Origin of the sequence: Desulfatibacillum aliphaticivorans DSM 15576 (assembly GCF_000429905.1) — a bacterium.
In the GTDB taxonomy this organism is placed as follows: Bacteria; Desulfobacterota; Desulfobacteria; order Desulfobacterales; family Desulfatibacillaceae; genus Desulfatibacillum; species Desulfatibacillum aliphaticivorans.
The window spans coordinates 360,567-386,529 of record NZ_AUCT01000003.1 but is presented as its reverse complement, the minus strand read 5'-3'; the positions used below and the strand labels follow the sequence as shown (position 1 = coordinate 386,529).

General features: G+C 56.6%; 18 protein-coding genes. 6 read left to right on the top strand and 12 right to left on the bottom strand.

Annotated features, from left to right (window positions below; translation table 11 throughout):
• Positions 1 to 5: 5 nt before the first annotated feature.
• The 12 genes from G491_RS0105940 to G491_RS0105885 all read right to left on the bottom strand — a co-directional run bounded on the left by G491_RS0105940 (position 6) and on the right by G491_RS0105885 (position 17,521).
• A complete protein-coding gene (locus G491_RS0105940) occupies positions 6 to 257 on the bottom strand; it encodes a hypothetical protein (protein ID WP_012609192.1) in 252 nt (83 codons plus the stop codon).
• 362 nt (positions 258 to 619) lie between these two features.
• Positions 620 to 2,692: a glycine--tRNA ligase subunit beta gene (glyS, locus tag G491_RS0105935; protein WP_028313915.1), complete on the bottom strand. Its 2,073-nt coding sequence runs from the start codon at positions 2,690 to 2,692 to the stop codon at positions 620 to 622.
• Positions 2,693 to 2,727: 35 nt separating this feature from the next.
• Positions 2,728 to 3,594 (bottom strand): glycine--tRNA ligase subunit alpha, encoded by an 867-nt coding sequence (gene glyQ, locus G491_RS0105930; RefSeq protein WP_012609194.1) that lies wholly within the window; start codon positions 3,592 to 3,594, stop codon positions 2,728 to 2,730.
• 17 nt (positions 3,595 to 3,611) lie between these two features.
• A complete protein-coding gene (locus G491_RS0105925) occupies positions 3,612 to 4,673 on the bottom strand; it encodes a GHMP family kinase ATP-binding protein (protein ID WP_028313914.1) in 1,062 nt (353 codons plus the stop codon).
• 16 nt (positions 4,674 to 4,689) lie between these two features.
• A complete protein-coding gene (recO, locus tag G491_RS0105920; RefSeq protein ID WP_012609196.1) occupies positions 4,690 to 5,466 on the bottom strand; it encodes a DNA repair protein RecO in 777 nt (258 codons plus the stop codon).
• Between the two features lie 6 nt (positions 5,467 to 5,472).
• Positions 5,473 to 6,825 carry a magnesium transporter gene (gene mgtE, locus G491_RS0105915; protein WP_012609197.1) on the bottom strand — a complete coding sequence of 451 codons (1,353 nt, stop codon included), beginning with the start codon at positions 6,823 to 6,825 and terminating at the stop codon, positions 5,473 to 5,475.
• A gap of 62 nt (positions 6,826 to 6,887) precedes the next feature.
• Entirely contained in the window at positions 6,888 to 7,868 is a 981-nt protein-coding gene (locus G491_RS0105910; protein ID WP_028313913.1) for a SurA N-terminal domain-containing protein, read from the bottom strand.
• A gap of 42 nt (positions 7,869 to 7,910) precedes the next feature.
• Positions 7,911 to 8,753, bottom strand: a complete 843-nt coding sequence (locus G491_RS0105905; protein ID WP_028313912.1) for a SurA N-terminal domain-containing protein — start codon at positions 8,751 to 8,753, stop codon at positions 7,911 to 7,913.
• 69 nt (positions 8,754 to 8,822) lie between these two features.
• Positions 8,823 to 12,362, bottom strand: a complete 3,540-nt coding sequence (mfd, locus tag G491_RS29605) for a transcription-repair coupling factor (RefSeq protein ID WP_035217811.1) — start codon at positions 12,360 to 12,362, stop codon at positions 8,823 to 8,825.
• Between the two features lie 15 nt (positions 12,363 to 12,377).
• On the bottom strand, positions 12,378 to 13,193 hold the full coding sequence (locus G491_RS0105895; protein ID WP_028313911.1) for a ferredoxin family protein: 816 nt from the start codon (positions 13,191 to 13,193) through the stop codon (positions 12,378 to 12,380).
• A 289-nt stretch (positions 13,194 to 13,482) separates the two neighbouring features.
• Positions 13,483 to 16,104 carry an amino acid permease gene (locus tag G491_RS0105890; RefSeq protein ID WP_028313910.1) on the bottom strand — a complete coding sequence of 874 codons (2,622 nt, stop codon included), beginning with the start codon at positions 16,102 to 16,104 and terminating at the stop codon, positions 13,483 to 13,485.
• Between the two features lie 34 nt (positions 16,105 to 16,138).
• Positions 16,139 to 17,521: a sigma-54 interaction domain-containing protein gene (locus G491_RS0105885; protein ID WP_028313909.1), complete on the bottom strand. Its 1,383-nt coding sequence runs from the start codon at positions 17,519 to 17,521 to the stop codon at positions 16,139 to 16,141.
• Between the two features lie 654 nt (positions 17,522 to 18,175).
• Here G491_RS0105885 and G491_RS0105875 point away from each other — a divergent pair.
• From G491_RS0105875 to G491_RS0105845, 6 genes are all read left to right on the top strand, one after another.
• Positions 18,176 to 19,048, top strand: a complete 873-nt coding sequence (locus G491_RS0105875) for a 3-hydroxyacyl-CoA dehydrogenase family protein (RefSeq protein WP_012609204.1) — start codon at positions 18,176 to 18,178, stop codon at positions 19,046 to 19,048.
• Between the two features lie 317 nt (positions 19,049 to 19,365).
• Complete coding sequence (locus G491_RS0105865) at positions 19,366 to 21,153, top strand: acyl-CoA dehydrogenase family protein (protein ID WP_028313907.1); 1,788 nt, start codon at positions 19,366 to 19,368, stop codon at positions 21,151 to 21,153.
• 18 nt (positions 21,154 to 21,171) lie between these two features.
• Positions 21,172 to 22,416 (top strand): acetyl-CoA C-acyltransferase, encoded by a 1,245-nt coding sequence (locus G491_RS0105860; protein ID WP_028313906.1) that lies wholly within the window; start codon positions 21,172 to 21,174, stop codon positions 22,414 to 22,416.
• Positions 22,417 to 22,418: 2 nt separating this feature from the next.
• The gene (locus tag G491_RS0105855) at positions 22,419 to 23,609 is read left to right on the top strand and encodes a thiolase family protein (RefSeq protein ID WP_028313905.1); all 1,191 of its coding nucleotides are present in this window, start codon (positions 22,419 to 22,421) and stop codon (positions 23,607 to 23,609) included.
• Between the two features lie 44 nt (positions 23,610 to 23,653).
• Positions 23,654 to 24,817, top strand: coding sequence for a glutaryl-CoA dehydrogenase Acd (gene acd / locus G491_RS0105850; RefSeq protein WP_028313904.1), 1,164 nt, complete (start codon positions 23,654 to 23,656; stop codon positions 24,815 to 24,817).
• 13 nt (positions 24,818 to 24,830) lie between these two features.
• Positions 24,831 to 25,601, top strand: a complete 771-nt coding sequence (locus tag G491_RS0105845; protein ID WP_012609209.1) for an enoyl-CoA hydratase/isomerase family protein — start codon at positions 24,831 to 24,833, stop codon at positions 25,599 to 25,601.
• Positions 25,602 to 25,963: the final 362 nt, after the last annotated feature.

The window sequence follows — 25,963 nt, the reverse complement described above, 5'->3', positions numbered from 1 at the left end:
TGTCATTATTCGGGCGGCGCAAGCTCCACCATTTCATCCTTGATCTCGTCAATCATATCGTACAGCCACAAAACGTCTTCTATGGTCAGACGGCCGGCTTTTCCCTGCCTTTTGGTGCCGTCCTTGCGGGTGAACATCCTGGGGCCGATCTGGAGTTTGGGCTCGGATTCCGCATACTGATTGATGGAAATAACCAGCCCGGTTTCTTCGGACTCCCATGACTTGAGCACTTTATCCAATTCCGCATCGTAAGGCATATTCATTCTCCTTGAATGTATTATATAACCATGAACCCCGGCCGGCCCGAATAAAGGCCGCCGGGGCTGGTTCGTTGTTTGTAAAAATCATATTATGTCGGATCGCTTCGCTGAGACGCATCAGGCTATTAAAAGCGCCTTGCCGAGTGGCCTTTCCAGCCAATTTTTAAGTCACCCGCGCTTCGCGTGACCCGACAGCGTGGCGAATGAGACGTAGGTCGGGTTACGAAGTCCGGCTTTGCGCTTCAAATGGTCGAGAACGCGGGGGGACTTCAAACCCGACAAAGGGTGACTTGTTCCCTAACGACTCACTAAATCCGGCGTTGCAAGGGCTCAAACGTCAAACGTAGATTTGACCCCATTTACGCGGAAATGCGCGAGAAATCCGCAAAGCGGCCGAACAGGCCTGCGATGCCGGCCAGCAGGGCCAAGCGGTTTTCCCGGACCTTCATGTCCTCAGCCATGACCATGACGTCGTCGAAGAAAGCGTCCACCGCAGGGCGGAGCTTGGCGACTTCCAGCAGCGCCTCATCCACGCCCAGGCCGCTGACCTTGGCTTCCATGGCGGTGAAGGCTTCCAGCAGATCCTTTTCGCAATCCTTTTCAAACAGGGCCGGGTTCACTTCCTGATCGGACAGCGTTCCCTTTTCAGCAGCCTGCTTGATGATGTTGGCCACCCGTTTGAAGGTCTGGGCCAGGGCTTCGTAATCGGGCAAGGTCTTGAGTTTTTCCACGGCCGCCACGCGCTTCCACAGGTACGGGATGTCGTCGCAGGAGATGGCGACGGCCGCCTGGATGACGTCCTTGGAAAATCCCTGCTCGGCCAGCATGTGGGCCATGCGGTCAGCCAGAAAGGAGATGATCTTGTCGCGAGTTTCCGCAAGGTCCTGGTCCGCCTTGTCCTTGACCAGTTCCAGGCCTTTGTCCACGATGGCGCTAAGGCTGAGCGAATACCCCTTTTCCTGCAGGATGCGAATGACGCCGATGCCCTGACGGCGCAGGGCGTAAGGATCGCGGTTGCCCGAGGGGATGAGCCCCACGGCGAAGCAGCCGCACAAGGAGTCCATTTTATCGGCCATGGCTACTGCGTCGCCCGTTTTGGTCCGGGGCAGGGGGCCGCCGGAATAGGCCGGCAGATAATGCTCTTCCAGAGCGCTTGCCGTTTCCGCGTCCATGCCCGCCAGGGAGGCGTAAGCCTTGCCCATGACGCCCTGGAGCTTGGTGAACTCGATGACCAAGCCGGAAACCAGGTCGGCTTTGCAGAAGTGCGCCGCCTTTTGGGCTTTGTCGGGATCGCCGTTGATTTCGGGGGCGGCGGCCAGGAACTTGGCCATTTCCTCCACCCGGGCGACCTTTTCGCCCACGGAGCCCAGCTTCTTCTGAAACAGAACCCGATCCAGGCGCTTGACCCAGTCTTCCATGGACTGTTTTTTATCCACGTCCCAGAAGAACTTGGCGTCGGAGAGCCTGGCGCGGAGCACGCGTTCGTGCCCGGTGGCCACAAGCTGGGGATCCTTGCATTGGGTGTTGTTCACAGCCACAAAGCAGGGCATGAGCTTGCCGTCTTTGTCCTGGATGGCGAAATATTTCTGGTGCTCGCGCATGGCGGTGATAAGGACTTTGTCCGGCACTTCCAAAAATCCGGTTTCGAACTTGCCGCCCACGGGCGCGGGGAATTCCACCAGATTGGCCACGATGTCCACCAGTTCCTCGTCTTCGATGGCGTCGCCGCCCAACTCCTTGGCGACGGCGTCCACGCCTTCCTTGACCATCTTGCGGCGCGTGGGAATGTCGGCGATGACCTTGGCTTTTTCCAGGGCGTCCACGTATTCGGACGGAGTTTGGATGTCAATGGCTTCGGGCGCCATGAAATAATGCCCGCGGGTCTGGCGGCCGGTGGTCACGCCGTTCCATTCAAAAGGAATGACTTGATCGCCCAGCAGGGCCAGGATGGAGAAAACCGGCCTGGCGAAGGTTCCGGGCAGGGCGGCCCAGCGCATGGACTTGGGGAACGGAATGTGGCTGATGATCTCAGGCAGCATTTCCTGGAGAATGCCCAGGGTTTCCTTGCCCTCGTCCTGGATTTTGGCGCACAAATACACGCCTTTCTCCGTTTCCTGAAACGTAAGCTCTTCCACGGCCACGCCGGCTTTTTCGGCGAACTTGACGGCCGGAACCTTGGGCTTGCCTTCGTCGTCAAAGGCCACGCTCTTGGGAGGACCGACCATTTCGGTGGTCACGGATTCCTGCTTTTCAGCCACTTCGTCCAGGATCACGGCCAAACGCCGGGGCGTGCCGTAAACCTTGGGTTTTGAATGGGCGATCCGTGCGTTTTCCAGCTTGGCGTCCAGGGCCTGCGCCAGGGCCTCCAAAGCCGGGACAATATACCCGGCGGGAATTTCTTCGCTTCCTATTTCCAATAACAATGGTTGCATTTCATACCTCTATGTGTTTCCCGGAAAACCCCGGCTTATTTGGCCAGGGGAAATCCCATGGACTCTCTTTGTTCAAGATATTTTTCGGCGCAGCCCCGTGCCATGTTGCGGATGCGGGCGATATAGCCCGTGCGCTCCGTAACGCTGATGGCGCCTCGGGCGTCCAGCAGGTTGAAGGTGTGCGAGCACTTGAGGCAATACTCGTAAGCGGGCAGGACCAGCTCTTTTTCCAGGCAGGCCTTGGCTTCGGCTTCGTAGGAGTCGAAAAAGCCCAGAAGCATGTCCACGTTGGCCACTTCAAAGTTATAGGTGCTTTGCTCCACTTCGTTCATGTGGTGCAGGTCGCCGTATTTGACAACGCCGTTCCAGTCCAGTTCGTACACATTGTCGATTTCCTGCAGGTACATGGCGATGCGCTCCAGGCCGTAGGTCAGTTCCACGGTCACGGGGGAAAGCTCGATGCTGCCTGCAAGCTGGAAATAGGTGAACTGGGTGATTTCCATGCCGTCTAGCCAGACTTCCCAGCCCAGGCCGGCGGCGCCCAGGGTGGGGGATTCCCAGTCGTCTTCCACAAAGCGGATGTCGTGGGCCAGGGGATCGATGCCGATGGCCTTGAGGCTGTCCAGGTAAAGGCCCTGGACGTCGTCGGGCGACGGCTTGATGATGACCTGAAACTGGTAATAATGCTGGAGGCGGTTGGGGTTTTCTCCGTACCTTCCGTCCGTGGGCCTGCGGGAAGGCTGCACATAAGCGGTTTTCCAGGGCTCGGGCCCTAAAGACCTCAGAAGGGTTTCGGGATGAAAAGTCCCTGCTCCCACTTCCATGTCATAGGGCTGCACCAGGACGCAGCCTTTTTCAGCCCAGTATTTTTGAAGTGTGAGAATAATATCTTGGAACGTCATGGATTGTTTTCCTTTTCTTACCTTTGGCTTACCAGGACCCCGTCCGGGTCGACGCCTGCATCCAAAAGATGGGCGCCTTCCTCGTCGGCCAGGATCTTTGACCATAAATCTTTAATTGCTTCCATTTTATCTTCTTCGCCCAACGCCCATACGCAGCCGCCAGCGCCGGCCCCGGTAAACCGGGCGCCAGCTGCATTCTCCTTGGCCGCCTGAACCAGGCGGTGCATGATTGGATTAAGGACGTCGGGAGTCATTTCCAGACGCAGGTCCACTTCTTTGTTCATGGCCTCGATAGCTCTGGGGAAATCCTTTTTATCGACGGCGTCCACAAAATCCGCGGTCAAGCCTGCTATTTGCACCCATTTATCCCGGGTGGATCCGGACACGAACTGCTTCATCCAGGTGGTGTTTACGTCGGCGGACACGTGCGGGATGCCGCAATAGGCTACCAGGATGCGTTTTTCAAACTCCCGGGCCTCTTTTTTACCCATGAGGGATTGCTTTTCAAACCTTGGGCCGTCCGGGCTGACCGTCCAGTACCAAGCGTTTACGCCCCCGTAAGCGGCGGCGAGCTGGTCCTGCAAGCCGCAGGGGATGCCCAGAACCGCGCTTTCAATGTCGTGGGCCAGGGCGACGGAGCGCCGGACCGGCAAAGCGCGTTCTCCCAACTCCTGATAGGCTCTGTCAAAGGCCGCGATAACCGCCAGAGCGGCCGCCGAAGATCCGCCCAAAGCGCTTTTGGGGGGCGAGTCGGATTCCACGGTGATATGAATGCCATGGGCCCGATAATACACGGCAATGGCGAAAATAATGCCCAGGGGATGGTCAAAGGGCGCGGAGTCCAGCTCGAACTCGGCGCTTTCAAAACCCCGGGACGAAACCTTGACGGCGTCCGAGTCGTTGGCGCACAGCGTGACCTTGGTCCTGAGAGCCAGGGCCGCATTGAAGGTGCACGGCGAAAGATGGTGGAGCGCATAGTAAAACACCGGGATGTCCAGGGTGCCTCCCATGTCGATCCTGCAGGGGGCCGAAGCCTCCACCGAACAGTCTTGCAGCAATTCTTTTAAGCGGTTAGACATGCAAAAAGCCTCCCATTTAAAAATGCCGTCTCCGTAAATCCTTCAAAAAACGCAAACTCTTGGGCTCCTTGCCCAAATGGTACGCCAGGAAAGACTCCAGCAAGTCTCTCCCGCGGTCCATGGCCTCCCGGCTCAGCTTCATGCGGCCGGCCGCGGCCAGGTCTCCCTTGTTAAGCCACAGCAATTGCTTGACCGCCCCAACCGACAACACCGGGCCGGGCGCCAGGCAGACTCCGCACTTGGGGCATACTATGCCCCCCCGTGCATGGTCAAAGCAAATTCCGCCCTGGCCCCAATCTTCCAGGGACCTGCAGCACAATACGCATTGATCCAGGCTGGGGGAAAGGCCTGCAAGCGCTAAAAAGCGCAATAAAAATAATATATTGACCTTGTCCCTGTCTACCTTTTCATTGTCCAGGTTTTCCAGAGAACGGATCAGCAGCTGAAAAATCTCTTCCTGAGCGTGTTCTTCCTCAGCCCACGAGTATATGGTTTCGGCCCACAAGCTGGCAAGGGCTGTTTTATGGATATCCATCCGAATATTGCTGAAATGCTGCTCCAGGTTGGATTCCGATAGCAGAGGCAGCCCGCCCTTTTTTTTGCCGTGCGCATACACGATGCTGACTTTGGAAAACAACTCCAAAGCGCCTCCGAACCGTTTGAAGCTCTTGCGCGCGTTTTTCGCCAGGGCGGCCCTTTTGCCTTGAGCCTGGGTGAAGAAGGTGACTATGAGATCGAAGTCCCCGTATTCAATGCTGCGCAAGATTACGGCTGATGTGGTTACAGGAGGCATTGGTCTTTATAGGTTAAGCAGCACGGTGGCGATTTGAAAATAGAAAAAAACGCTCAAAATATCGATGGATGTGGTGACAAAAGGCCCCGTGGCCACGGCCGGATCTATATGCAGCCGGGCGAAGATAAGGGGAAACATGGAGCCCACCAGGGCGGCAATGCTCATGGAGGACATCACTGCCAGGGTGACCGCAAAAGACAGGCTCCATTGATCGTGCGTAATCCTGGCGACCGCGCCCACAACCAAGCCGTAAAAAACGCCCAGAATCAGCCCTACGGACAACTCTTTGCCCACCACGCGCCATAAATCGCGAATATTGATCCTGCCCGTGGCAATGCCGCGCACCACAATGGTGGAGGACTGGGTGCCGATGTTGCCGCCCATACCCATGATGACGGGGATGAACGCCGCCAAATAAGCCATTTGCTTCAGGCTGGCCTCAAACCGGCCTATGATGAAATAGGCCAGCACGCCGCCCAAGCAGCTTGCAAACAACCAGGGTAGCCGGATGCGTGTACTCTTGACGATGGACTGGGTTTCCACAAACTCTTCGCCCACGCCGGCCATCTTGAACATATCCTCGGTGGCTTCCCGGCGGATGATGTCAATGACGTCGTCCACGGTGATGATGCCCACCAGCTTGTTTTCCTCGTCCACAACCGGGACGGCCAGGATATCGTATCGGGCGACGATTTTGGCCACTTCCTCCTGGTCCATGTCCGTGCTGACCCGGTAAACGTCCCTGGTCATGAAATCCCTGACCGGCGTTTCCGGCGGAACCACCACCAACTGGCGCAGACTGCTGACGCCCACCAGCCTGTCGTAGTCGTCGGTCACGTAGAGGTAGAAGGGCATTTCAACGTCTATGTATTCTTTTTGCAGGGAGGCGATGGCCTTTTCGGCCGTGGTTTCTTCGCGCACCGTGACAAAGTCGGGCACCATGATGCCGCCGGCGGTGTCGGTATCGTACCGGAGCAGGCCTTCGACTTCCTCGGACCCCTCTTTTTCCATTTTTCGGAGGATTTCCTTGGCCAGATCGGCGGGAAACCGCTCCATAAGGTCCGCCACGTCGTCCGAGGCCATGGTGTCCAGAATGTCCACGATCTCATCAACGCGAAGATCTTCCACAATGCGCAGGAAGATGTCTTCATCCAGTTCGGAAAAGACCAGGCCCTTTTGCTCCAGATCCTGAATCATGGAGAAGAGCTTTTTCTGGTCGTAGGGGGAGATGGTGCGAAAGGCGACGGAAAGGTCGGCGGCGTGGGTCTTGTTGACGATCTTGCGGACCTGTGCGAAAGCCCCTCTCCTTAAAAGCCGGCGGATGGGTTCTATGGTCGTTTTGGTACGATCGCCTAACATGTCAGCAAACACCTTTCCAGAGTATATACAGGTTTTTCGACTATAACTTCGATGGAACCTGTTTACCTAATTATTTTTACGTAAGAGTTGTCTTCCAATTCAGAAACCCACTTTTCGTACTTATGCTTAACCTCTTCATTATACAGGAGGTCCTGGATTTCTTGGTGGACGTCTTCCAGGCTGGTTCCTTCACCCATCTCGGTTTCTTCCAGCCAGAAGATTTGCAGCCCCAGATCCACGGTCATGGGCTCCGTAATATCGCCGGGCTTCATGGTTTTCACTTTTTCCGAAAGATCCTTGGTAAGGTCGCCGGCCTTGAAAAAGCCCAGATCTCCGCCCGAGCCTCCGATTTTTTCATTGGAGGCGTTCTCGATCAAAGCGGGAAAGCTCTCTCCCGCCTTGAACATGGCGATGATTTCGCCCATGGTTTTTTCCACGGCCGCTTTTTGCTCTTCCGTGGCGTTTTCGGGATAAGGCAAGAGGATATAACGCAGATGATAGGATTTTTTCCCCTCATACTGGTCAATGTGCTCATTGTAATAATCCTGGACTTCCTTATCCGTGATTACGATTTTGGAATCCACTTCCGTGGTTTTCAGCTTTTGAAACAGGATGGTATCGTGAATCTGGTTGCGGAAAAGATCCATGCTGATGCCGTCCGCTTCCAACTGGGCTCTCAGGGCTTCGTCGGTTAGGTGGCTGCTTTGCTTGAAGCGCTCCAGATAGGAGTCCACCTCGCCTTCCATGACCTTGACGCCGAGTTTTTCGCTTTCCTGTTCAACCAGCAGGGAACTGACCATGGAGTTCAGAATATCCTCCCGGTATTGGTATATCGTCTTTTCCCTTTGCTCGTCAGGCAAACCTGCCGCGTCAATTTTGGCCAGGATCGGGGCCATTTTTTCGTTCAGCTCGGAAAGCATGATCACATCCGTGTTGACAATGGCCACGATCCGGTCCACCAATTCGCCTTCCGCAAAGGAAGGGACAACCGTCATCAGCGTCAACAGGGTGGAGAAAAGGGCGGTCAAACAATTTTTTTTCATGCAACTCATCATGGTATCGTTACACTCCATGCCGTTATGCTGCTACAAAAGGTCCGGCCTGACTGAGACGGGAAAACGCTCCTTAAGTTCCAGCAGCCATTCGGCGTATTCATCCTGGGCTTTTTGAGCCTTCAGGACTTTTCGTGCAATGCGCTTTTGCTCCTCAAGGGAAGGGCCTTTGGGCTCAGCGGCGTCTTCTCCTTCAGGGGCTTCACCTTTTTCGTAAGCCGTATCCTCTTCCGGCCTCATTTGAGGAATGACGGGATTCTCGGCGAGATAGGCTTCGATCTCTTCCTCCGAGACCTGCACCCTGCCATCCAACTCCCGGGAAATCGCCTGCTCCAGCAACAGCCTGCGAGCCAGCCCTTTTTCCCAAAGTTGGAAAGTCAAGGCCTGATCCCGCAAGACGGACGTAAATGCTTCCGGTGGTTCGCTCAATTCCTGGGGCTCGGCCTGCTCTTGCTCCTCGCCGGCCTTTATCTTGCCTAATATGGGGTCGTCGGGGTTAACAAAAGTGTAATCCCGCCAGATTTCCTGCTCTGCTTTTTGCAAGGCTTCCAGAGTCAGGACCAAACCATTCACCCGGGCGTACTCCAGGACGAACATTTCCTCCACCAATTGGTTGAGGAACTGCCTTCTGGTTTCTTTTCTGTTGGCTGTATAGCCCAGCCCGTAACCGGAGAAGCCGGCTTCAGCAAGTTCGAACAACTCGTTGAATTCAGGGAGCTTCAGGACGGTCTCGCCCACGCGGGCCAGGGCGTCGTCCCGGACCTGCTCCCTTTCTCCGCAGCCGGAAAACAGAAATACGCCCACCAGGAGGACGGCCAGCGCGCCTGTAAGAATAACGGATGCAACGCGCGAATTTTTAACTCTGTTTTTAGCCACCGCATCCCTCCGTAACGTTTTAAACGCCGGCGTTCGAGCCTGCGCCTTTCCGGGCGCAAGGCAATTGAATTAATTAACACGCCCGGCGATTTCTTTCAATACGTTTTTAACGGCCACGGCCCGGCCCTTGACGGCCTCCGTATCCAGGGCCACTTTAAGCACGCCCTCCGTGTTCAAACGGAATCGAGGGAAGTTTTCCTTTATCATATAAAGCAGTTCGTCCCGATTGCGCTGATGCTCCGGGGAGATGACAAGGTGAAGGTTTTTACCGGCCATATCCATCTTTTTCACCCCCGCATCCCGGCACAGAATTTTGAACATAATCTTGAAAAAAAGCTGATTGGTTTCCTGGGGAACCTTGCCGAACCGGTCCTGCATTTCCTTGGAAAAGGCGCCCACGTCCGAGACCTTTTCCATGCGGGAGAGGCGCCTGTACGCCAACAACCTCTGGTCCACGTCCGGGATGTACCATTCCGGGATGAACGCGGAAAAATCCACGTTGATTTCCGGGTCCAGGGGCGGGGCCGAGCCTTCCCCCTTTAGTTGGCCGATGGCGGTCTCCATCAGTTGGAGGTACATTTCATAGCCCACGGCGGCAATCTGGCCGCTTTGGGCCGAACCCAGAATCGTTCCGCCGCCCCGAATTTGCAAGTCGCTCATGGCGATGGCGAAGCCCGCGCCCAGGTCGCTGTGCTCCATGAGCACCTTGAGCCTTCGCTGGGCGTCCCGGGTGAGCACGGACTCGTCCGGGATGAACAGATAGGCGTAAGCCTGGTCGTCGCCCCGGCCCACCCGGCCGCGCAATTGGTATATCTGGGCCAGGCCGAACATGTCGGCCCTGTTGATGAGGATGGTGTTGGCTGCGGGAATGTCCAACCCGGATTCAATGATGGCCGTGCAAACCAGGAGGTCGATCTCGTGGTTCACGAATTTTATCATGACCTTTTCCAGCATGGTCTCGGACATCTGGCCGTGGGCCACTCCCACCCTGGCTTCGGGCACAAGCCTTTTCAGCCTGCCCGCCATGGCGTCGATGGACTGGACCCGGTTGTGCACGAAAAACACCTGGCCTTTGCGGGCCAGCTCCGCCCGGATGGCCTCCGCTGCAATCACCTCGTCGAATTTGGAGACGTAGGTGGTGATGGGCCGCCTTTGCTCGGGCGGCGTATTGATGACCGTGATGTCCCTGATGCCCACCATGGACATGTGCAAGGTCCGGGGGATAGGCGTGGCGGTCAGCGCCAGAACGTCCACCGTGGCGCGGATTTTTTTCAATGTCTCCTTGTGCTTGACCCCGAAGCGCTGCTCCTCGTCAATGATCACCAGGCGCAGGTCCTTGAACTGCACGGATTTTTGCAGCACACTGTGGGTGCCGATGACAATATCAATATCCCCGTTTTCCAGGCCTTTGAGGATTTCCTTTTTCTCGGCGGCTTTTCTAAAACGGTTCAGACAGGCGATTTTTACGGGATAGCCTTCGTAGCGCTTTAAAAAGGTTCGGTAATGCTGCTCGGACAAAATGGTGGTGGGCGTGACAAAGGCCGTCTGCTTGGAGTCGCTCACCGCCTTGAATGAAGCCCTTAACGCCACCTCGGTTTTGCCGTATCCCACGTCCCCGCAGATCAGCCTGTCCATGGGCCGCCGGTTTTCCATGTCCGCCAGCACGTCGTTGATGGCCTTGGCTTGGTCCGGAGTTTCCTCGTATTCAAAATTAGCCTCGAACTCGGCGAAGTAACTGTCCGTGGGCGAGAACGCATAGCCTTGTTTGACCTTGCGCACGGCGTAGAGCTTAAGAAGCTCTCCGGCGATTTTCTCCACGGACTTTTTAACCCGGCTTTTGACCTTTTCCCAGGCTTTGCCGCCCAGCTTTTCCAGGGCCGGGGCGGTTTCGCCCATGGTCCGGTATTTCTGGATGAGGTTGGACTTGTCCACCGGCAGGTAGAGCTTGTCTCCGTCCCGGTATTCCAACAGTAAAAAATCGTTGGCCACGCCGCCAAGATCCATCTTGACCAGTCCGCCGTATTGGGCGATGCCGTGGTCCACGTGCACCACAAAATCCCCCTGGCTGAGTTGGGCAAGGTCCAACAATTCGGTGCGGGGGCGTTGGGTTTCGATTTTCCGGCGGCGATGCTTGGGGCCGAAGATCTCGGTTTCCGTAACCACGGCCAGGGATTCGGCCGGCCACACAAAGCCGGAGGAAAGACTTCCCAAAACCACTTGGCATCGGGCGCTGGGCCTGGTCATCCAGTTCTGGTTGCGGGAGAGGCCCACGCCATATGGGGTAAGCAGGGATTCCAGGCGCTCGGCCTGCATCTTGGAGCCGCAAGCCATGACAATGGAATAGCCCTGATCGCGTTTGTCGTTCACCCAGTCGGCCAGGGGCTTGAGCAACTGGTCCCGTTCCTTGGACGCCTTAAGATTTTGGACCAGTTCCGTATTGGTCTCCACATGCAATTGCATGCGGGCCTTGCCTGCTTCCTCCTCCTGCGGGCCGGTGACGGCCAGTGTGGGAAAGGTCAGGGGCCTGGCCCTGTTAAGGCGCTTCCGAAAATCTTCCGCGGGAAGATGGGTCATGGCCGGAGGAATGGAAAGGCGGTTTTCCGCCTGGGCGGTTTCGTAATTCTCCTCCACGTCCTCCAGGTATTTTTCGTACTCCTGGGACGCCGCAACAGGATCCAGGACCGTGCACAGGGTGTCGGCCGGGAGGTAGTCGAACAGGGAGTCTCCGCCGTTTTCGTACAGCAACGGGACGAATCCCTCGATGCCCGGGAATTGCTGTGTGGCCTTGAGGCTGTCCACCACCTCGCGGATTTTGGTCACCGGCATGTCCGCCAGAACCGCCTTTTCCCGCACGCGATGGATAACGCTTTGCAGACGATCTTTCGAGACCACCGCTTCCGTGGCGGGCAGGATGACCGCCTCCTCCATTTTTTTGATGGTGCGTTGGGTGGAGGGCGAGAAAAATCGGATGGAGTCCACCTCGTCCCCGAAAAACTCGATGCGAAGCGGCTGAGAATAGGGCGGACCGTAAACGTCCACAATGGAGCCCCTGACGCAAAAATCGCCGGGCTCCTCCACGATCAGATTTTTGACGTAGCCGCCGCTCACCAGTTTTTCCACAAAGGCGTCCCGGTCCAGCTCCTCGCCGGCCATGATAAGCTCCCCAAAGCTGTTGAGCGCGCTCTTGGGAATCAGCCTGGACGCCATGGCCTGGGGCGTGGTCACCACAATGGCCGGATCCGGCGAGTTGGCCATGCGGCTCAGGGCGGATATGCGGTTGGCGGCGGTTTCCGTATGATACGAAATCCCCTTAAAGGGCAGGATGTGATAGGCCGGGAATTCCAGAATCCAGCCTTGGCCGGGCAGGGCCGACTCGGGCTGTTTCAGGTCCTGCAGAAAAAAATCCAAATCCGCGCACAGGGTTTTGGCTTCCTTTTTGGTGGGCGCCAATACCAGGACGGTGCGTTTTTTCTCCCGAAAAAGCTGGGCGATAAAATAGGCCTGGGAGGATCTTTCCAAACCCAGGCATTCCACCGGCCCCTGGCTTTCCCGGGTCAGGGCCAGGTATTGCGCGGCCGCCTTGACCGCATTTGGATTGGGGGAACTCACTGCAAAACTACTCCATTAGGTAAAATCCACCAAGCCGTGGATTCGATTGATGGCGCCTTCCACGCTCGCCCCCCCATGGAAGTTCACCCGAATCGCCTCGGATGGACAAATTTCCACACATCGGCCGCAGCCCCGGCAATCGCCGCTGATTTCAGCTTTGCCGTCGACCAGCCGGATTGCGTTTACAAAACATATGTCATTTATGCAAGCCCCGCAACCCACGCATTTGTCCGTAACGGCTACGGTCAGGCCGGGCATGGGCGCCACGCGGTCGCTGATTTTGTCCGTGATGGTCGGGATCACCTTCCACAAACAACAGCAAGGACAGCAGTGGCAAACGGTCAACAATTTTTCCTTGGGCCGCACGTTCAGCCAGATGGTGTCCAGCTTGTTGCGGCCTATCAAATGCACCAGACCCGCCTCCCGGCATTTGCGGGCGTGCTCCAGAGTCTCCTCCACGGAGGCCAGACGGCCGAACTTCGGGTTGATGTCCAAAGCCGCCTCTCCCAAGAAAATACAGCCCAGGTCTATGGGATAGTCCCGGCAGCCTTCGCTTTCCCTACAAATGCAGGTGTTCATGATAAACCGGTAATTGGAGCGGATAATAAAATGCTCCAACACCTGGGACGGCATGACCATGTCCTCCCGGCCGGCAAGGTCGTGGTTGATCTCAACCACCGAATCCTTGGCCAGATAAATGATGTCGTCATTTTCAAACAAGGCCTTTTCGATCAGATTGCCGAGCACGGGAAAATGCGTCAATCGCGCCAAAAAAAAGCGCGAGGGAAATGATTTTTTAAGAAGCGTCTTAACCCAATACGGACTTGCCATAACACCCCCTCCGAATGACAAAAAAAATGGTCAGATCGTTCCGAGCTAAAATCAACGGTTTCTCCCCCCCGGAGACGCTGACTTTCAGATTCTTGAATTTGGTTCCAAGGTCGTTCGGGATTGATGGTTAGAAAACGCGTCCGAACGATGAAAAACATGCCCCGCCCCTAACACTCCCCCCTGGATGAACGGCGGCGGCATGGACTTACACGTTTGAGTAAGGCATATCAAAAGGAATGGGAAAAGTCCAAGTATTGTGCGCTTAGAATGAATTATCCTCAGCCGTCCTTCACTCTTCCGGTTCTATGTTTTCATTCTCAGATGCTTCGTTGCTTTCCGAATCTTCCGCCGGGGCCTCGCTTTGGTTCTTTTCCGCCCTGGGCGCTTTGGTTGTCAAGCCTAAGGACTCCATGATTTTAGCGGCTTCCTGCAGCCGGGCCTCGGCCTTGGCGGATTTTTTAAATACTTTGGCGGCTTCGTCCCGGGCTTCCTGGGCCTGCTTGACCATGGCCGCACGCTTTTCCGCCTCCTGGTCCGAATCCCCGGTGGGCGCGTCCAACAGGCGCTTTTCCGCTTTCAAGGCTTCCTCCCGGGCCATTTCCGCCTCATGCTCCAAGCCTTGGGCTTTTTTCAGGCATTCTTCATATTCGTCCATGGCTGCAGCCAGCTTGCCCGCCTCGCCTTCGTCGGGCTGGGCGGTCAGGTCCACGTCATGGGAGGCCAGGACCAAAGCCACAATAGGCAGTTTGTTGAGAAGATCTTCTATTTTACCGCCGAACTGGTTTTGCAGTTGATTGTAATGCAGCCTGAACGGGCTGAACACCAGGGCCGCGTCCCCGGACTCCTCCCGGACCGCCTGGGGATCCACCTTGGAAAGAACCACGGGTTCGGCCTTGATGCGGGCGTCCTGGAGAAAGTCCGCCATGATCATGACGGCTTCCTTTTCGTCTTCCTCGCTGGCCTGGACAAGCACCCGGATTTTGGCGTTCTCCCAGCCTGAGTTCCGGGTTATCAGATAGGCCAATAACAGCATGAGCCTGCCTGTGGCGTCGTCCTTCCACCACACGTCAATGCGCCGCTCCTCTTTGGGGGCGGCGTCCAGAGCGGCCCATTCCTCTTCGCCCGCGGCTAATAGCACGATGTTCACCCCGGCCCGGAAGGCGATCCGCAGGTTGCGGCTGTAGGGGATTTCCCGGCCGCCCACGGTGCTGTATCGCTTTTCCTCAAACCAGTTCAGAACGGCGGTGTTCGCCTTGAACGGTCCGATGCCAAAGCATTGAAGCAGGGTTTCCAGCGAGGTCTGGACGTCCGAAGTGCGAATGGCCAGGGGAAAGATGGGCAGCTTTTGTTCGGCGATGGCCTGACGCAGCTCCTCCTCGGCCTCCTGCTTCATTTTGTACCCCTTGGCGCCTGACTGCTCTATTACTTGGATGGCGGTTACGGCGCCGCTTTTGCCTTCCAGCCAGGAGGAGAAGCGCAGCAGATTGGCCCGCCGGTCCGGCCTTTCCGTAAAAACCAAAATGTAAGGCCGCCAGTCCCGGTAGTGCTCGGGCTCATTGACGGTAGCGAGCAGATGCTTGCGCATTTCCTGCAAATGATGGGAGCGCTGGCCGTCCGCCCAGCGTTCCGTGTGGGCCGTGCGCATCAGGTATTGATGGATGGCGAACAATACCGCGATGGCGGCGGCTCCGGACTTGGGGTCGATGGCCAGCATGGCCCCCAGGCAGGCCAGAAAGCCCAACAGGCTGTATTTTTTGTTGAAATATTTGAACGTGGGCCGAAAGGACGGGCTGGCCGCCTTGGCCTCGAAATAGGTGGCGTAATTCAACAGCCCGTAGGAGATGAGGAAAAACATGGAGACCACGGGTGCGATCAGGTTTAAGTTCCCCATCAATATGGTTACCAGGGCGATTCCGGCCGCCAAAAGCACCCCGCGCCGGGGATTGGCGCTGGCGCCTTCCCCCTTGGCGAAGGGCGTCAGAAAAGGGAAGATTTTGTCCTGCGCCAGAGATTGCAATATCCGGGGCGCCCCCAAGAACGAAGCCATGGCTGAAGACAAGGTGGCGGCGACCACGCCGGCGTCGATCAAAACCGGCCACTTGGCGACTTTTTGCATGGCCGAATAATCCTTGCTCAATACGTCCAGGGAACTGGTTGCAGCAAAGATCAGGGCCGCTCCGAAATATACGGCGATGGAAAGAAAGACGGCCGCAAAGGTTCCCCGGGGCAGGCTTTTTATCGGGTCTTTCAGGTCCCCGGACATGCTCACCCCCTGGGTGAACCCGGTCACGGCCGGAAAAAATATGGCGAACAAAATCCAAAACCCCGGCCCGTTTGAAGGCCCGGTCCAGTTTTGCGCCAGCGTGGAACCTTTCACATGGGGCAGGCCGCCTATAAAAAAAGACGCCAGCGCCAGAACCAGCAGCGCCATGACCACAAACTGGAATTTGGTGGCCACGTCTGCGCCCAGCCAGGCGAACACAAACAGCAAGGCCATGGCGATCAAGGCGATCATTCGAGGCGAAAGGGCGCTGCCTCCTGGCAACATGCTTTCCAAGGCCTCGCCGAAACCAATGCAATAAAAGGCCACGGAAACCGATTGCGCCAAAAACAGCACCAGGCCTATGGCGCCGCCGAACTCCAGGCCCAAAGTTCGGGATATCAAATAATAATCCCCGCCGCCTTTCACCTTCATATTGGTGGCGACGGCCGACAGGCTGACGCTGGTCAATACGGAGATGGCGTTGGCCAGGCCGATGATGAGGAGCACCTTCCACAACCCGGCCTCGCCAACGACGTAGCCCAGGCGCAGAAATAAGATGATGCCTAAAATAGTCAGGATGCTGGGGGTGAACACCCCTGCAAAGGTTCCCAACTTGCTTCCGTTTGCCTCGGCGGCTTTATTGTTCATTTCATTTTTCCCATTTTGGAAATTATATATTTTCTTATTCTATTCCGTGTTTTTTCATTTTCTGGTACAAGCCCGTGCGATGAATGCCCAAATTCCTGGCCGCCTCAGCCCGGCTGGAAGCCTGGATCAATGTCTGCTCGATGATTTTTTTCTCCGCCTGATCCATCAGGGTTTTTAACGAGGCCTTTTCCTCGATAACCTGGGGCAAAACCTCCTGCTGGCTCAGGTCCGGCAGGTCGGCCGGAGAAACCGCGTTATCCCGGCAGACGATCAAAGCGCGCTCGGTCACGTTTCTCAACTCCCGCACATTGCCCGGCCAGGAATATTTTTCAAGGATTTCCTTGACCCCGGGCAAAATTTTCGGCGGCGTCTTCTCCCTGCCTAAAATCCGGGAAAAATGCTGGAACAGGGGAAAAATGTCGTCCCTGCAATCCCGCAGCGGCGGCAGCTTAAGGGTCATGACGTTTATGCGGTAATACAAATCCTGGCGAAACAAACCCTGCCGCATGAGCTTGGGCAAATCCCGATTGGTGGCGCAAATCAGCCTGAAATCGACTTTTTTAGGCCGGTTGGAGCCCACGCGCTCCACCTCCCTCTCCTGAAGCACCCGCAAGATCTTGATCTGCATGGGCAAAGGCATGTCCCCAATTTCGTCCAGGAAGATGGTTCCTCCATGGGCCAGTTCAAACTTGCCGGCCTTGCCCTTTTTCCGGGCGCCGGTAAAGGCGCCTTCCTCGTACCCAAACAATTCCGCTTCCAGCAATTCCCCGGGAATGGCCGCGCAATTCACTTTCACCAGGGCTCCCGAGTCCCGCTGGCTCAGGCCATGGATGGCATGGGCGAAAAGCTCCTTGCCCGTGCCCGACTCCCCCATGATCAACACCGGCGAGTCCGCTCCGGCCGCCTGCTCGGCAAGCCTCTTTGCCTGAATAATGTCCGGCGAATCTCCCAAAATGCTGTCCAGAGAATAATTGGTGCGGTATATCTGCGCCAGTTCATCCTCGTATTTTTCCAGGCGCCGCTCCAGATGGGTGATGCGCTCGTACAACTCCTTCATCTTGCCCGGATCCATGAACAACAGCTTGCCCGCCGCGCCGATCACCTTGCCGTCCTTACTCAGGGGAAAACGGGCCACTACCCTGGTCTTGTCGTCCAGAATCATGCTGCGCCCGATCTCCGCCTTGCCGGTGCGTATGGTCCGGTCCATCCGGCTCTTGGGCGAGACGTCATGAATATGCCTGCCCACCGATTCCTGGGGCGTGAAAGGGTATATCCCCTCGTTGGCGCTGGACATATGGCGGATGATTCCCTGGTCGTCCACCAGAATCAGGCCTTCGTACGGGTTGTTCAAGAGGGCGTCCAACAGATCCTGGGGGATTTTTTTGGGGGCGGCGGATTTTTTGCGGGATTGGCTCATGAGGCGTTTTTTTCCTGGTTTGGAGTTCCGTATAAGAATATCTACATGTATAATATTATATACATGGACGCTATTTAGTGCAATTCCAAAATGCTAAGCAATTTTACAGGAAAGTGTGTAGAAAATTCTATACAGAATGGGCCTGGCTTTCGCCCTGAAAATATATAATGCAAGTAAGCATTATGTATTATATATAGCTTTAAATCAAGATGTTATAAGTTTGAATATGCAATCGTTCAAGTTTGGCAAGCCTTTTGCTCTAATCAAGCCGGGCGCCGGGTGGGAATAACTACCCAATTGTTGGGTTTCGTTGGAATCCTGTCAGGTTTTAAACAGTTTTTAAAACGTATTCACTCGAACGCCCTTTTTAACGCCGTGCAAACTCTACCCAACCTACGTCGCGTCGAACAGGATCGTAGGTTGGGTTAAGAAGTCCGGCGCGGACGCATCAAGCGTCAAAAAAACCTGTGGACTTCGCAACCCAACAATTGGGCAGTTATTCCGATTTTATGTTTACTCATCGTGATATGCATTCGTATGCGCTCACACGAAAACCATGGGAACGAGCTACGACTTTTTCAATCAGCAAGTTTTCCATAGCAGGGAATTAACCTTTACCAATTTAACCAGATCATCACCCTTCAGGAGGAAATCATGGCTATTAAATCAATGTTTGTGGTGGGTTCGGGACTCATGGGAGCGGGCATCGCCCAGGTGAGCGCCCAGGCCGGCATCGAGGTGTTTTTGACGGACATGTCGGAAGCGGCCCTTGAAAAGGCCAAAAAAAACATCGCCTGGTCCGTGGGCAAGTTTGCGGAAAAAGGCAAGATTTCCGAAGACGTGGACACGGTCATGAAGCGCATCACGACCGTCACCGGCTATGAAGCCGCCAAGGACGTGGACCTGGCCATTGAAGTGGTTTTCGAAAACCTGGAAGTCAAGGAGGGAATCTTCAAGGCTTTGGACGAAGCCTGCGGTCCGGACGCGCTCATTGCCTCCAACACCTCGGCCATTCCCATCACCGAACTGGCCGCCGTAACCAAACGGGAGGAGCAGGTTTTGGGCATTCACTTTTTCTCTCCTGTTCCCATGATGATGGCCGTGGAGGTCATCAAGGGGGTGGCCACCACCGACGAAACCGCCCAGGCCGGACGGGAGTATGTGCTGCAGATCGGCAAGGAGCCCATCATGGTCAACCGCGACATCGCCGGGTTTGTGATCAATCGCATCAATTTCCCTTCCAACATCGAGGCCATGCGTTTGGTGGAGCAGGGCGTGGCTTCCTGCGAAGACATTGACAAGGGCCTGCGTCTGGGCTCGGGCCGCAAGATGGGCATTTTCGAGACCGGCGACATGGTGGGCCTTGACGTGTCCTACGGCGCCATGATGGCCACCTACAAGGAAACCGGCGACCCCCGTTTTTATCCGCCCCTGCTGCTCAGGCGCAAGGTCAAGGCCGGCCACCTGGGCCGCAAGACCGGCAAGGGATGGTACGAATACAACGAAGACGGAACCCGTAAAAAATAAACCCGAATGGGGTCAAATCTACGTTTGACGTTTGAGCCAACACGAGGCGGGTTTTTATGAGTCGGCCGGGAGGAATGAACATTTTGTTGGGTGAACCTGCACAGCTTCATTGGATTTTTAAAATTCGGAGGGCGAACGCACTCTCCTGGATTCTACGCATGAAGCCGCAGCAGAACCACCCAACCTACGCCTTTTCTTATCGCGACGTAGATTGGGTTGAGCTTGCGAAACCCAACATAAAACGATTCTCAATGCCGATTCAACGCATACCCGACCTTGATCAACCGCCTGCAAAAGCGGCGATAGGATGAAAAGCTATGAGCGATTTCAAAATCAATCAAAAGGATTTGTTCTTTATCCTTAAAGAGCAATTGGGATACGGCAAGCTCTGTGAATTCGAGCGTTACGAATCCCTGAACGAGGACGCGCTGGACATGCTGGTGAACGAAGCCATCCGCTTCGCCAAGGGCGTGGTCTCCCCGTTGAACGAAATCGGGGAGGAGCAGGGCGTGCATTGGGAGAACAACACGGTCACTTGCCCCAAGGAATTCAAGACCGCCTTCAAGGCCTACGGCGAGGACGGCTGGACCGCCGCGGTGCGCGATCCCGAATTCGGCGGCCAGGGCTTCCCCACCATGATGCGCATTGTGGTCAACGACCTCATGTACGGCGCGTGCCAGTCCTTTAACATGGCGCCCAGCCTCACCCACGGCGCGGCGCACCTGATCGAGTCCTTTGGCACGGACGAGCAGAAGCAGACTTACATCCCCAAGATGTACGGCGGCGAATGGGCGGGCACCATGGCCCTGACCGAGCCAAATGCAGGCTCCAATCTGGCGGCCCTGGAAACCATGGCCTATCCCGAAGGCGATCATTACAAAATCAAGGGAAACAAGATTTTCATCTCCTGGGGCGATCACGACCTGGCCGACAACATCGTGCATTTGGCTCTTGCCCGGATAGAGGGCGCGCCCGAGGGCGTGCGCGGCATTTCCCTGTTTATCGTGCCCAAGTACCGTGTGGACGAAAACGGAAACCCCGGCGAGTTTAACGACGTGGTTTGTACGGGCATTGAGAAAAAACTGGGTCTCCACTCCTCGCCCACGGCCGCTTTGGCTTTCGGCGGCAAGGACGGCTGCATCGGCTACTTGTGCGGCAAGGCCAACATGGGCCTGGCCCACATGTTCCAGATGATGAACGCAGCCCGCATCAACACGGGCGTGTCCGGCATGTCCATGGCCAGCGCCGCGTATCAGCACGCCCTGGATTACACCAAAAGCCGGGTTCAAGGCCGGGACATCGCCAAACGCAAGCAGGGCTCTGTGCCCATCATCGACCATCCCGACGTCCGCCGCATGCTCTTGTGGATGAAAGGCGCCGTGGACGGCATGCGCTCCATGATTTATACCACCGCCTTCTGGGCCGACCTGGCCCAGGTCACGACCGATCCCGAGGAAAAAGAGCGCTGCACCATGCTCATGGAATTCATGACTCCCATCGTCAAGTCCTATTGCTCGGACATCGGCTTTAAGGTTTGCGAGACGGCCATGCAATGCCTGGGCGGCTACGGATTCTGCAAGGACTACCCCATTGAACAATACCTTCGCGACTCCAAAATCATGAGCCTGTACGAAGGCGCCAACGGCATTCAGTCCACGGACCTCATGGGCCGCAAAATGCACATGAACGAAGGCGCGCCCTACAAGGCCTTTCTCAAGGAGATCACGGATTTCTGCGAGAAGAACCACGCCCACCCCGGCCTGGGCAGCCAGGTGCGCTTTCTTAAGGACGTCATGGACGACCTCCAGGAAATGGCAAGGGAAATGAGCTCCCGGTATTCCGCCGATCCCCTGCAATGGGCTTCCTACACCTATCCGGCGCTCATGTGCTTTTCCGAAGTCATCATGGTTTGGCGCTTGGTGGATCTGGCCATTATCGCGTATGATAGAGCCCAGAAATCCGGCAAGAAAAACGACTTTTTCCGCGGCAAGGTGGCCCAGGCGACCTTCTTTACGGACATCACCCTGCCTCACACCCAGGCCCGGGCTCGCACGTGCACCCGCGTGGACCGGGAGGTTGTGGAAATGGCCGACAACGCGTTCTAAATCCACGGAGGGAAAAGAATGACAAAGGAAATAGTTATTGTCAGCGGCGTCCGCACTCCCGTCGGGCGCTATATGGGCGCGCTCAAGACCATCGAGGCCTACGACCTGGCCGCTCTGGTTCTAAACGAATCCATCAAAAAGGCGGGGATTAAACCGGATCAGGTGGACGAAGTGATTATGGGCCAGTCCTACCAGAACGGCGAGTACGTAAACATCGCCCGCATGGGGCTTTTGAATGCAGGCTGGCCCGAGGAAATCCCCGGACTCACCATTGACCGCCGGTGCTGCACCGGCCTGGAAACCATCCGCCTGGCCTCCGCCCTGATTCAAAGCGGACAGGCCGAGATCATCGTGGCCGGCGGCGTGGAAAGCATGTCCAACGCTGAATTTTACCTGCCCGGCAATATCAAGTGGGGCGTGGGCGGCCAAAAGGGCATGCCCAGGGGCCACGGCGATTTGGGCATCTGGGGCATGCCCATGTACGACCGCATTCAGCGGGCCAGGGTCATGAGCCAGCCCGAAAGCCGCTACGGCATACTCCCTTCCATGATGTCCTGGGCCGAAACCGGCGCCAAGGAGGAAGGCGTCACCCGGGAGGAATGCGACGAATGGGCCCTGGGCAGCCATCAAAAGGCCTGCGCCGCCCAGGAGGCGGGCAAGTTTGACGAGGAAATGATTCCCATCACCATTCCCCAGCGCAAGGGCGATCCCATTATCGTGGCCAAGGACGAAAACCCCAGGCCCGATTCGGCTATTGAAAAGCTGGCCAAGCTCAAGCCGGTTTTGGGCGGCGTCTGCACGGCGGGCAACTCCTCCACGGAAAACGACGGCGCCGCCGCCGTGGTGGTCATGAGCGCTGAAAAAGCCAAGGAACTGGGCCTGGAAGTTCTGGCTTCCGTCAAGGCTGTGGCCGTGGCCGGCGCGGACCCCACCCGCACTTACCTCACCGTGGGCGCGGCCGCCCGCAAGGCTTTGGCTCAGGCGGACGTATCCATGGACCAGATGGAGCTGATCGAAATCCAGGAGGCCTTTGCGGCCCAGGTTCTGGCTGATCTCAAGGACATGGGCATTGGCAAGGAAGATTACGGCAAGATCAACGTCAACGGATCGGGAATATCACTGGGCCATCCCATCGCCGCCACCGGCGTGCGCGTGTTGGTTTCCCTGGTGTATGAAATGCGCCGCAGGGACGCCAAAATGGCCCTGGAATGCATTTGCGGAGGCGGCGGCCTTGGAATTGCAGCCGTTCTCGAAAGGAAATAATCATGGCCGGAAAATTATCAGAAGTTGTTGCGGTGGACGCCGTGCGCACGGCATTCGGCAGGGCGGGGGAAAAGGGCATTTTCTGGAACACAAGGGCGGAGGACCTGTGCATCCCTTTGCTGCATGCGCTTATGGAACGCAACCCTCCGGCCAAGCCTGAAATGGTGGAAGACATATTGTGGGGCGTCACCAATCAGATGAAAGAGCAGGGCGGCACCATAGGCCGTATGATCTCCATGCTGGCCGGCTGGGGCTGGAACGTCCCCGGCTGCAGCATTGACCGCATGTGCGCCTCCGGGCTTACAGCTTTAGGCTTTGCATGCTCCAATATCGCCAGCGGCATGTTGGACTGCCTGGTTGCCGGCGGCGTGGAGCACATGGGACATTTGCCCATGGGATTCATGCGGGATCCTCACCCCAGGGCCGAAGAGGCCATGGGAGACGCCAGCGCCTTCAACATGGGCCAGACCGCCGAAAACATCCATGACCGGTGGCCCGAGTTCACCAAGGAAATGGCCGACGCCTACGCCGTGGAATGCCAGGCAAAAGCCCATAAGGCCATTGAAGCGGGTAAGATGAAAAGCATGATCATCCCCGTGGAAACCGTGGACGCCGAAGGCAATAAGGTCGTTATCGATCAGGATCAGGCGCCCCGGCCCTCCACGTCCATGGAAGGCCTGGCCAACCTCAAAACTCCGTTTCGGGAAAACGGACGGGTTACGCCGGGCAACGCCTCCGGATTGAACGACGGCGCTTCCGCTGTCCTCTTGATGGAAGCGGACAAGGCCTGGGACATGGGCCTGAAGCCGGTCATGCGGTATGTCGCGTCCGCCGTGGCGGCCGTGGATCCCCGGGTGATGGGCATTGCGCCCGTGCCTGCCACGCAAAAAGCCTTGCAAAAAGCCGGTCTGACCATGGATGATATCGACATCATCGAGATCAACGAAGCCTTCGCCGTCCAGGCCTTGTATTGCCTGAATCGCCTGGGCGTGGAATGGAACGATCCCCGGGTGAATCCCTGGGGCGGGGCTTTGGCCTTCGGCCATCCCCTGGCGGCTTCCGGCCCTCGCCTGGCGGCCTTTATGGCGGCCCAGTTCCGTGAAAATCCCAAGGCCAGATACGGTCTGTGCACCATGTGCGTGGGAAGAGGGCAGGGCTATTCCATCATCTGGGAAAACATTGCGCAGAAATAACAAACTCAACGCCTGGGCATAGCCCGGCATTATGGAGATAAACCATGATTTTTGAACTTTCCAAAGAGCTGCAAATGCTTCAAAAGGCCGTCCGCGAGTTTGCCACAAAGAACATCGCCCCCAATGCGGATCAATGGGACGCCGATCACTACCTGCCCATCAAGGAAGTCCTGAAGCCCATGGGTGAACTGGGCTTTTTCGGCGCCGTCGTCCCCGAGGAATACGGCGGAGAAGGCATGGGCTGGCTGGCGGCTTCCATCATCACCGAGGAAATCGCAAGGGCTTCCAGCTCCCTGCGGGTGCAGATCAACCTTCTGGGCCTGGGCTGCGCCTATCCCATCTACAAATACGGGACCGAAGAAGCTAAAAAGAAATACGTGGAAAAACTCTGCCGCGCCGAATACCTGGGCGGCTTCGGCATTACCGAGCCCAACGCAGGCTCCGACGTTCTGGCCATCGAAACCGAGGCCACGGACATGGGCGATCACTACGTGCTGAACGGCTCCAAAACCTGGATTTCCAACGCCCATCAGGCGGACGTGATCATCATTTACGCCTATACGGACAAATCGGCCAAAACCAAGGGCTTGTCCGCGTTCATCGTGGAGCCCAGGAACTTCAACGGCATCAAGACCACGGATCTAAACAAGATGGGCTCCCACTCTTCGCCCACCGGCGAACTGTTTTTCGACAACACCCGCGTGCCCAAGGAAAACCTTTTGGGCAAGCCCGGCGACGGGGCCAGGATCGTCTTTTCGTCATTGGCCAACACCCGCCTTTCCGCGGCCGCAGGAGCCGTGGGATGCGCCCAGGCCTGCCTGGATATCGCCACAAAATACATCACCAAGAGGGAGCAATTCGGCAAGTCCGTGGGAACCTTTCAGATGAACCAGGATCTGATCGCCCAGATGACCACGGAAATCGAGGCGGCCCGGCTTCTGGTCTACAAGGCCTCATGGCAGAAAGACCAGGGCATGGAAAATAACGGCATGGCCGTGGCCCAGGCCAAGTACTTCGCCGGGGAAACCGCCATGAAGTGCGCCAACTACGGCATGCGGCTTATGGGCGCCTACGGATATTCCACGGAATATCCCCTGGCCCGCTACTACCGCGACATCCCCACCTACGTACTGGTGGAAGGCTCGGCCAACATCTGCAAGATGATCATCGCCATGGACCAGTTGGGATACCGTAAGGCCAACAGGTAAAAAGGAGCAAACCATGAACCTGGAAAATATGATTTACGAAAAAAAGGGGCATATCGCCGTCATCACCTTCAACCATCCCCCGGCCAACGCCTGGAACCTGGCGGCCGTCACGGACTTCCTGGCTGCTGTGGATGAAGCTGAAAAGGATAAGGACGTGCGGGTAGTCATCCTCACCGGCGCGGGCGACAAATGCTTTTCCGCCGGCATGGACGTTTCCGACGCCGCCAACCTGCCCAAGACCAGCCCCATGGCCAAGACCCTGTGGACTCGCATTGACCGGTTTGAGAAGCCCGTGATCGCGGCCATCAACGGACACGCGTTGGGCGGCGGCCTGGAACTGGCGCTTTGCTGCACGTTCCGCATTATGGCCGATAATCCCAAGGCCAAAATCGGCCTGACCGAGTTGAATCTGGGCATCATCCCCGGATGGGGCGGCACCCAGCGTCTTTCCCGGGTGATCGGCGAAGCCAAGGCCCTGGACATGATCCTGTTCTCCAGACGCCTGGACGCTAATCAGGCCCTGGAAATCGGCCTGGTCAATCAGGTCAGCGCCCCTGAAATGCTCATGGAAGACGCCATGGCTTTTGCCGAAGCCCTGGCCAAGCGGCCTCCGGTGGCTGTGGCCATGGTGCTGAAAGCCATGTCGGCCGGCGCTTACGAAGGCATTGAAATCGGCCTGGAAGTCGAAGGGCAGGGCAGCGCTGTCGTCAAGAACACCAAAGACAGCCAGGAGGGATTCGCCGCATTTCTGGAAAAGCGCCCGCCTAATTTTATCGGCGAGTAAATGGGGTCAAGTCTACGTTTGACGTTTGAGCCTTGGCAAGCCAGGTTGTTATAAAGCGGATTCGGCGACTTTTTATTGGGTTTCGCAGGAAGAAAAAAACGTTGGATGCGATCCCGCAAGACGCAGGTTACGGGCTTTCAATATGCCTTTCCATCGCTCTGCCCAATCTACTATTTATTAATAAAGTTAGTAGGTTGGGTAGAGCTTGCACGGCCTGCCCGAACGCGAAGAACTTGCCGGGCCAATGCGGGAGACTGAAGCCTGGAGCGCCGGACGCGAAACCCAACAAATAGTTGGAGAAATAATAAAACCGCAAGAATCAGACGAACCTTGCTGGCGTCCCAATAAACTCGTAAAAACCA